This window comes from Actinomycetospora sp. (genome assembly GCF_055612215.1).
Genome location: NZ_JBVPVA010000142.1, coordinates 1 through 8,301, shown reverse-complemented (window position 1 = coordinate 8,301; position 8,301 = coordinate 1). Strand labels below are relative to the sequence as shown.

Here is an 8,301-nt window from a genome sequence, read left to right as displayed (position 1 = left end):
GAGCCGCCCGGGCCGCCGGGCGTGCCCCTCACGAGGCGCGGCCTACCGACGGGGGCGGGCGGCGCGGTGCACGACGGCGGGCGGCAGGTTGCGCCACACCGTCGGGGACGTGGTGACCTCCGCGAACAGGTCCCGCAGCTCGGCCTCGAGGGCCCGGGCCGGCGCGGCCCACCGGGTGAACGTGTAGCCGAACTGCACGACGACCCCGTCGTCGGCGAGGGTCGACGCGACGACGGGCAGGAGCGAGTCCGCGCGGCCGGGCCGGGTCGCGGACCACCCGAGGCCGCTCACGACGACGTCGACGCCCCGGACGCCCGGCAGCCCCCGCAGCGCCAGCAGCGTGGTGAGCTCGGCGACGTCGGCCGGGACCACCTCGACGTGCTCGAGCCGCTGCGCCAGCCGGTGGGCCAGCGCCGGGTTCAGCTCGACCGCGAGGTGGCGGGCCCGCGGACCGAGCCGCCGCGCCAGCTCGACGGTGAAGGCCCCGGAGCCGGCCCCGAGCTCCACGACCAGCGGGTCGGGGCGCGGGCAGTGCGCCAGCGCCGCGTCGGCGACCGCCCGGGCCAGGGCGGTGGAGCTGGGCCACACCGAGGCCGTCGCGACCGGCGAGCGCACGAACTCGGCGGCGAACCGCGCGGAGCCGGTCCGGTCGCGCCGGGGAGGCTCCTGTGGCCGAGGAGTCCCGCCGGCTCCCGGGGCCCCGGCCTCAGGCGACACGGCCGACCTCCGCGAGACCGACGTCGGCGGCCACGACGGCGACCGGCGCGGCGTGCACGGCCGGACGGGGCCGCACGTCGGCGTCGGCGGCGGGCAGCGCCGCGGCGATCGCGGCCGCGACCCGGCGCGCGACCGCGCACCGGGACCGGGCGGGCGCACCGGCGACGCGCACCGGCACCTGGACCGGGAGCACCCGCACCGTGAGCACGGTCCGACGCGCCGCGGCGACCCGGACGAGCGAGGCGAGCAGCGAGTCGTCGCCGACGAAGGCCGCGGCGGCGTCCGGGGCGCCGACGGTGTCGGCGTAGGACAGCGCGACCGGGACCACCGGGGCGTCCGCGTCGAGCGCGGCCTGCAGCGCGGCCGGCCGGAAGCCGCCGAGGTCGCGGCCGCAGCGGGTGGTCCCCTCGGCGAAGACCCCGACGCAGCCGCCCTCCCGCAGCACGCCGGCGACGGTCGCGACCGCCTCGGGCAGGGCCCGCAGCCGCTCACGGGCCAGGAACACGGTGCCGGCCTGCGCGGCCATCGGCCCGATCAGCGGCCAGTCCCGGACCTCGGTCTTGGCCAGCAGGCGCAGGTCGACGACGCGGTTCAGGGCGAGCACGTCGAGCCACGACACGTGGTTGGCGACGACGAGGGAGCCCGGCCCCGGCCGCGGCCCGGTCACGACGACGCGGACCCCGGCCGCGGCCAGCAGCAGTCCCGACCACCCCGCCTGGAGGCGCCCGACGCGCCGCGGCCCGAGCACCGGGGCCGCGAGGGCGAGCACGGCGCCCAGCAGCAGCGTCACGGCGAGCGCACCGAGCCGCACGGCGGTGCGCAGGAGCCGCCCCGCCCGGGCGAGCCCGGCGTCTGGCGCGGGGACCGGCAGGCACGCCCTCCCGCACGGCGAGGTGGGGAACCAGCCGGTCCCGGGCGGCCCTGCGCTCACACGTCCTCCCCGAGCAGGTGACGCCGCCACCGCGGGTCGATCGCGGTGTGGTCGAGCAGCACGAACAGGTCGGAGACACCGAAGTCCGGGTCGAGCGCGGGCGGGCCGCCGATCCGGGCGCCGAGGCGCAGGTAGCCCCGCAGCAGGGGCGGGGTCTCGAGGCGGGCGCGACGGACGTCGCCGGCGCCGTCGGGACCGATCGGCGCCGGACGGTGCGGCACCACGCGGTACTCCTCGGGCGCGAGGTGCTTCCGGGCGACGAGGGACCACACCGACCCGGGCAGGGCACCGTCGGGACCCAGCGGGACGCTCGCGCACCCGACGAGCCAGCGGTGCCCGGTGAGCACCAGGTAGCGCCACATCCCGGCCCAGACCAGCGACAGGACGGTGCCGGTCCGGTGGTCAGGGTGCACGCAGGAGCGGCCGACCTCGACCAGCCGCGGGCGCAGGGAGGCGAGCGCGGACAGGTCGAACTCGGTGTCCGAGTACAGCCCGCCCGCCGCGGCGGCGCCCTCCGGGGCGAGCATCCGGTAGGTCCCGACGATCGCGCCGTCGGTGTCGTCGCGGACCATCACGTGGTCGCAGAACGCGTCGAAGGCGTCCTCGTCGCGTCCCTCCTCCGCCGCGCGACCGGGCGCGAGCCGGGCGCCCTGCTCGATCGCGAAGACGTCGTGGCGCAGGCGCTGCGCGGCCCGCACGTGCTCGCCGTCGCGGGTGACGAGCAGGCTGTAGCGCCCGGAGTCCTCCGGGCGCGTGACGCGGTCGGTCGTGAGCAGGACCTCGCTGCTGGTCATGCCGCGGTGTCTACGGGGCCCGGACGCCGCTCGGCCGACCCGCGCGTGACGAGGTGGTGTGCTCCGCGTGAATCGTCGGCGGTCCCGACGACCTCGGCGTAGTGGTCCACCAGCTCGTCGCAGACGGCGGGCCACGTGCGGCCGCAGGTCGAAGCGCGGGCCGCGTGGCCCACGCGGCGGCGCAGCCCGGGGTCGTCGCGCAGCGCCCGGATCCGTTCGCGCAGGCCCGCGCTCGCGGTGGCGTCGAACAGCCAGCCCGTCTCCCCCGGCTCGACGAGGTCGCGCACGCCACCCGCGTCCGGGGCGAGCACCGGCAGCCCGGTGGCCTTGGCCTCCTGCACCGCCTGGCAGAACGTCTCGAACGGGCCGGTGTGCACGAACGCGTCGAGGGCGGCGTAGGCGGTCGCGAGGTCGTCGCCGCCCCGGAAGCCGAGGAACGCGGCACCCGGCAGCAGCTCGGTGAGCCGCTCACGCGCCGGTCCGTCCCCGACGACCACCACCCGGACGCCGGGCAGGTCGGCCAGCGCCGCCAGGCGCTCCACCTGCTTCTCCGCCGCGAGCCGCCCGACGTACCCGACCAGCATCTCGCCGCGGGGCGCCAGCTCGCGGCGCAGCGCCGCCGCGGCCGCCCCGCCGTCGGTGTGCTCGCCGGCCGGGCGGAAGCGCCCGGTGTCCACGCCGCGGCCCCAGCGGTGCACCCGGGGGACGCCGTGCGCCTCGAGGGCGTCGACCGCCCAGGCCGACGGGGCGAGGGTGCGGTCGGCACGGGCGTGCAGCCGGCGGGTCCAGCGCCAGGCCGCCCGGGCCGTCAGTCCGACGCCGTACGAGGCGGCGAAGCCGGCGACGTCGGTCTGGTAGACGGCCACCGTCGGTACCCCGAGGCGGCGGGCCGCGGTGATGGCGCGGGCGCCGAGCACGAACGGCGAGGCGAGGTGCACGACGTCGGGGCGGTACTCCTCGAGGGTCGCGCGCACGGCCGGGGTCGGGACCCCGACCGGCAGCGAGTCGACCATCGCGAGGTCGAGCGCCGGGACCCGGATGACCGGGACGCCGTCGACCTCGTCGGGCCCCGCCCCCGGCGCGAGGACCAGGGCCTCGTGGCCCCGCCGCCCGAGGTGGGCGATGACGTGCAGGACGGAGTTGGTGACCCCGTTGACCTGCGGCAGGAAGGACTCGGTCACGACCGCGACGCGCACGTCCGTGACGGTTGCCGGTGCGAGGTCCCTGTTGCCGACGACGACGTGACCTCCGGCGGAACCCTCTCCCAACACCGAGGGCGCTCGGCCTGTGACCAATTCGTGACCTGTGACCCTGCGTGTCGCGGCGGCCGGTGTCGCTGTCCGAGAATCGGGCGCACCGTGGCGACGCGGCCGGATCGCTCACACACCGCAGCGCAATCTGCCGTAATGGGCTAGGCCGATAGGGGCTGGACGTTTGACACGCCGCCGTCGCGGACGCCCTACTGATTCCAGCGCCGCGCCGAGGGGACGGACGACGCGCTCGAGGGGCTGCGGAGGTGCCGCGTGAGCGAGCTGCCGCGCCGGCATCCGTCCGTCGCGCCGGGCGGCGTCTCGGCCCGGACGCATGCCGGGGCCGCTGGTCCCCTCGGGCCGGGCTCCTTCGTGGCCGTGCCCGCCCAGTCGACGGTGACCTCGCCGCTCCTGACGGCCCCCGACCCGCCGCCGACCGATCGTCCGACGTCGCAGCATGCCCCGGAACCCGATCGTCCGGCACCGGACCGACCCACGCCGCCGTCCGCGGCCCCGGCCGCCGAGGAGTTCGAGCACCCGAGCTCGGCCCGTGTGTACGACTACCTGCTCGGTGGGGCGGCCCACGGTGCCGTCGACCGCGCGCTCGGCGACCGGCTCACGCGGGCCCAGCCCGGGATGGTCGAGCTCGCGCGGGAGAACCGGGCCTTCCTGCGGCGCGCCGTGCGCTTCCTGCTCGCGGCCGGGATCGACCAGTTCCTCGACCTCGGCTCGGGCGTGCCCACGATGGGCAACGTCCACGAGGTCATCGCGCGGAGCCGCTCGAACGCCCGCGTCGCCTACACCGACGTCGACTCCATCGCCGCCCTCCACGGCCAGCACCTGCTCGCCGCGCTGCCGACCGCCACCTACACCGCGGTCGACGTCGCGGACGTCGACGCGGTGCTGTCCTCCCCCGGGGTCGCCGGCCTGCTCGACCTGCGCCGCCCCGTGGGGCTGCTCGCCTTCTCGGTGCTCCAGCACGTGCGCGAGGGCGCGGCCGGGCTCGTGGAGGAGTACCTGGGGAACCTCGCCCCGGGGAGCGCGCTCGCCCTCTCGCACTTCACCGACGACGACCCGCGGACCGGCCCGTGGATCGAGGCCGAGACCGCCGCCTATCCGCGCGCCGTACCGCGGGCGCGTTCCCGGGCCGAGGTCGCGGCGCTGGTCGCCGGCGTGGACCTCGTCGATCCGGGTCTGGTGTGGGCCGACGAGTGGCGGCCCGAACCGGGCCGCCCGGCCGGTGCCGGCGCCGCGCGGGGGCACTGGGTCGCCGTCGGCTTCCGTCGCTGACCGCCCCGCACGGATTCCGCGGAGGCCTGTCGCTGTCCCGCTCGTCTCGGCTCCCTACACCGTCGTCGCTCCGATCGGAGTAGTCCCGGCGCGTCTCGGTTGCTCCGATCGCCGTCGGCCGCGTCCGCTCGGCCACTCACCGCGACACACGGCGCCAAGGCGGTCACGCGAGGTGACGATAGGTCTCGGTTCTATTACGGTTCTGCTCCAGCCGGTCCGCTCCCCAGCCGCTTCCGGCCCGAGTAGCCCCGACTCGACTTGGAGCCGATCCCATGCCCGGACGTCACCGCAAGCCCAGCACGTTGGCCGACACGACCGGCAGCCTCGCCCTGGCGAGCCTCAAGGTCGGCGTGGCCGCCGCCGCCGTCTCCGCCCCCGTCGTCATGGCCGGCGTGGCCTCGGCCGCGCCGAACGCCTCGGTCTCGCCGCAGAGCAACTCGACGTGGGACCGCCTCGCCAAGTGCGAGTCGACCAGCAACTGGGACGCCGACACCGGCAACGGCTTCAAGGGCGGCCTGCAGTTCACGCAGTCGACCTGGAAGGCGTTCGGCGGCGGGAAGTACGCGTCGAGCCCCGACGAGGCCAGCCGCGAGGAGCAGATCGCCGTCGCGAAGAAGGTCCAGGCCGAGCAGGGCTGGGACGCCTGGCCGACCTGCTCGAAGAAGCTCGGGATGTCCTAGGGGCTCCCCCCTCCGGCCGGGTCAGCCCTTCGCCTCCGCGTCCTTCTTCACCGACGCCAGGTTCTTCCCGGCCGAGCGCTTCATCGCCCGCTCCAGGCCCCACTGCGGGACCGGCACCGTCACCTCCATCGTCGAGGTCATCGTCAGCTCCGTGCCCGATCCGGACTCGGCGGCCTCGTAGGCGATCACGCTCTCCGAGATCAGCTTGCCCTCGACGCAGGTCAGGGTGACCGAGGTGTCGGTGTAGGTCACGTCGTAGGTCGACGGGCTGGTGAAGCCGATCGCCCCGAGCGTCACGACGATCCGCGTGGGGCGGCCGTCGTCGTCGCGCCGGACGACCTCCGCCGACTTCGCCTCGTTCGCCCAGCGGTCGGTGTTCTCCAGGTCCGCGACCACCTCGAGCACGGTGGCGACGGGGGCGGCGATGCTGATCGTGTCCTTCACGGGTCCGGCCATGTCGCGGGAGTACCCCGCACGGACCCGCTCGTCCCGGACGGTGCCGGTCAGCCCCGCTCCGCCGCCACGCCCTCGTGCGCCATCCCGTGCTCGCGGGCCTCCGAGGGGGGCGCCCCGGTCAGGGCGATCCCCGCCCGCAGCGCGGATGCCGCGTCGAGCACGGCGTCCCGGGCCGCGGGGACCAGGCCCGCGAATCCGGCGTAGCCGTGCACCAGGCCGGGGAACCGTCGCGCCACCGTCGGGACCCCGGCCTTGCGCAGGGCCGCGACCAGCTCCTCGCCCTCGTCGCGCAGCGGGTCGAACCCCGCGGTCGCGACGTAGGCCGGGGGCATCACCCCGAGGTCGTCGGCGTCGAGCAGCGCCGTCGGGCGGATCGGGTCGAGCCCGTCGGGCAGGTAGAGCCCCTCGAACCACTCGACGTCGACGGTGCGCAGCCCGAAGCCGTCGGCGAACAGCTCCCGGGAGCCGCCGGAGCGACCCGCGTCGGTCACGGGGTAGAGGGCGAGGACGAACTCGGCGGTCGCCTCGCCGCGGCGGGCCAGCTGGTGCGCGGCGGTCAGCGCGAGGTTGGCCCCGGCCGAGTCGCCGCCGACCGCGACCGCCCCGGCCCGGAAGTCCGCCCGGTGCGTGACGACGTGGCGCAGGGCGGCCGTCGCGTCGGACAGACCGGCTGGGAACGGGTGCTCCGGGGCGAGGCGGTACTCGACCGAGAGCACCCGGGCGCCGGCCTGCTGCGCGAGCGCCCGGCAGAGCGGGTCGCCGGAGACGACGCTGCCCAGGGCGAACCCGCCGCCGTGGAAGAACACGAGCAGGCCCGCGGTCGCGCCGGCGAGGTCGTCGGGTTCGTAGAGCCGGGCGTCGAGGACACCGGGCGCCTCCCGGGTCACGCCCTCGGGCACGGGGATCGAGACGGCGCGGCTGGTGACCCCGCGGGTGACCTCCGCGAGGCCGGACGCGGCCTCGTCGGTGAGCCGGCGCTGGTCGACCAGCGGCGGGTCCTCGCCCGGACCCGCGGCCAGCGCGAGCAGCCGCAGGATCATCTGGACGTCGAGGTCGAGGACCTGGCCGTCGCGCTGGACGCGACGGCCGGCGAGGGCACGCTTCGCGGGCCGCGGGAGCCCGACGAGCGCCCGGAGCACGCGGCGCAGTATCGGGAACTTCACTCCGCCACCCTAGGAGGACGCGGTGACCCGGGCTCGCGTGGTCGGCGGGATCACCCGTGCGGTGCCCGGGCCGGACCACGTTCCCGCGACGAGGGGCGCCTCCCGCAATACGCGGGCGCCGGGACCGCCCACCGGCCATCCTGCGGGCATGGCGGACCCACCCGTGCTCGTCGGCACCCGCACCCGGCTGCGCTCCTGGCGTCGCGACGACGCCGAGGCGATCTTCCGCGCGTGCCAGGACCCGGAGATCCAGCGGTTCACGACGGTGCCCTCGCCGTACCGCCGCGAGGACGCCGACTGGTTCCTCGCCCACCACGTGCACGACGTGGCCGCCGAGGGCGGGGCGTCCTTCTGCGTCGAGGGGCTCGATGTGCCGGGGACGGTGGCAGCCAGCATGGCGCTGCTGCACGTCCGCGACGGGCTCGGCGAGATCGGCTACTGGTGCGCGCCCTGGGCGCGGGGCCGGGGGTACGTCACCGACGCCCTCGACGTCGTCGTGACGTGGGCGTTCGCGCAGCGGGCGGTCGGCCGTCTCGAGCTGCTGATCGACCCCGGGAACGCGGAGAGCCGGGCTGTGGCCCGTCGGGCCGGGTTCGCCGAGGAGCACCTCGACCCCGCGCACCCGATGCGCGACGGCTCGCTCCGCGCGGTCCTCGTGCACGCCCGCCACGCCCGACCCGAAGCCCACGTCACATGATCAACGGCCCCGTGTGGTTCCGGGTCGACCCCTCGGACAGCCACTCAGGGCCGTTGATCACGGCGTGCTCCCGCCCGATCCGACACCCGCTAGAGGGCGACCGTCCCGACGACGCCGACGACGGTGTCGCCGCCGACCCACACCTCGCCGTCGGCGTGCTCGACGAACACCCGCCCGCGGCGGCCGAGCACCGTGCCCTGGGCGGCGACGTACGACGGCGGGGCGTGCCCCGCCTCGACGAGCCACATCCCGAGACCGGCGTTGAGCGAGCCCGTCACCGGATCCTCGCCCGCGCCCGTCTCGGGCACGAACGCCCGCACCTC

The 8,301-nt window shown here is 76.6% G+C and carries 10 protein-coding genes; 3 read left to right on the top strand and 7 right to left on the bottom strand.

From position 1 onward, the window contains the following. Positions 1–42: 42 nt before the first annotated feature. Genes AC0CYZ_RS03935 through AC0CYZ_RS03920 form a run of 4 tightly spaced genes read right to left on the bottom strand, consistent with a single transcriptional unit; the run spans position 43 to position 3,638 of the window. Positions 43–717, bottom strand: coding sequence for a class I SAM-dependent methyltransferase (locus AC0CYZ_RS03935; RefSeq protein ID WP_472212541.1), 675 nt, complete (start codon positions 715–717; stop codon positions 43–45). Then, complete coding sequence (locus AC0CYZ_RS03930) at positions 707–1,648, bottom strand: lysophospholipid acyltransferase family protein (RefSeq protein WP_472212539.1); 942 nt, start codon at positions 1,646–1,648, stop codon at positions 707–709. Before AC0CYZ_RS03930 ends, AC0CYZ_RS03935 begins: the two co-directional genes overlap by 11 nt. Beyond that, positions 1,645–2,442, bottom strand: coding sequence for a GNAT family N-acetyltransferase (locus AC0CYZ_RS03925; protein WP_472212537.1), 798 nt, complete (start codon positions 2,440–2,442; stop codon positions 1,645–1,647). Before AC0CYZ_RS03925 ends, AC0CYZ_RS03930 begins: the two co-directional genes overlap by 4 nt. Then, positions 2,439–3,638 carry a glycosyltransferase family 4 protein gene (locus tag AC0CYZ_RS03920; RefSeq protein ID WP_472212535.1) on the bottom strand — a complete coding sequence of 400 codons (1,200 nt, stop codon included), beginning with the start codon at positions 3,636–3,638 and terminating at the stop codon, positions 2,439–2,441. The genes AC0CYZ_RS03925 and AC0CYZ_RS03920 overlap by 4 nt, the downstream gene beginning before the upstream one ends. 327 nt (positions 3,639–3,965) lie before the next feature. Here AC0CYZ_RS03920 and AC0CYZ_RS03915 point away from each other — a divergent pair, with 327 nt between their 5' ends. Both AC0CYZ_RS03915 and AC0CYZ_RS03910 read left to right on the top strand, forming a co-directional pair. Further along, a complete protein-coding gene (locus tag AC0CYZ_RS03915; protein WP_472212533.1) occupies positions 3,966–4,982 on the top strand; it encodes an SAM-dependent methyltransferase in 1,017 nt (338 codons plus the stop codon). A 272-nt stretch (positions 4,983–5,254) separates the two neighbouring features. After that, positions 5,255–5,662, top strand: a complete 408-nt coding sequence (locus AC0CYZ_RS03910; RefSeq protein ID WP_472212531.1) for a transglycosylase family protein — start codon at positions 5,255–5,257, stop codon at positions 5,660–5,662. A gap of 21 nt (positions 5,663–5,683) precedes the next feature. Here AC0CYZ_RS03910 and AC0CYZ_RS03905 read toward each other — a convergent pair whose 3' ends face one another. Together AC0CYZ_RS03905 and AC0CYZ_RS03900 are read right to left on the bottom strand one after the other, a co-directional pair. Further along, entirely contained in the window at positions 5,684–6,118 is a 435-nt protein-coding gene (locus tag AC0CYZ_RS03905) for an SRPBCC family protein (RefSeq protein WP_472212529.1), read from the bottom strand. 47 nt (positions 6,119–6,165) lie between these two features. After that, positions 6,166–7,281, bottom strand: coding sequence for an alpha/beta hydrolase (locus AC0CYZ_RS03900; RefSeq protein ID WP_472212527.1), 1,116 nt, complete (start codon positions 7,279–7,281; stop codon positions 6,166–6,168). A 148-nt stretch (positions 7,282–7,429) separates the two neighbouring features. Between AC0CYZ_RS03900 and AC0CYZ_RS03895 the strand changes: the two genes are divergently transcribed. Next, a complete protein-coding gene (locus AC0CYZ_RS03895; protein ID WP_472212525.1) occupies positions 7,430–7,978 on the top strand; it encodes a GNAT family N-acetyltransferase in 549 nt (182 codons plus the stop codon). Between the two features lie 89 nt (positions 7,979–8,067). Here the strand turns inward: AC0CYZ_RS03895 and AC0CYZ_RS03890 are convergent. Next, a partial coding sequence (locus AC0CYZ_RS03890; protein WP_472212523.1) for a PhzF family phenazine biosynthesis protein occupies positions 8,068–8,301 on the bottom strand: 234 nt, incomplete at its 5' end.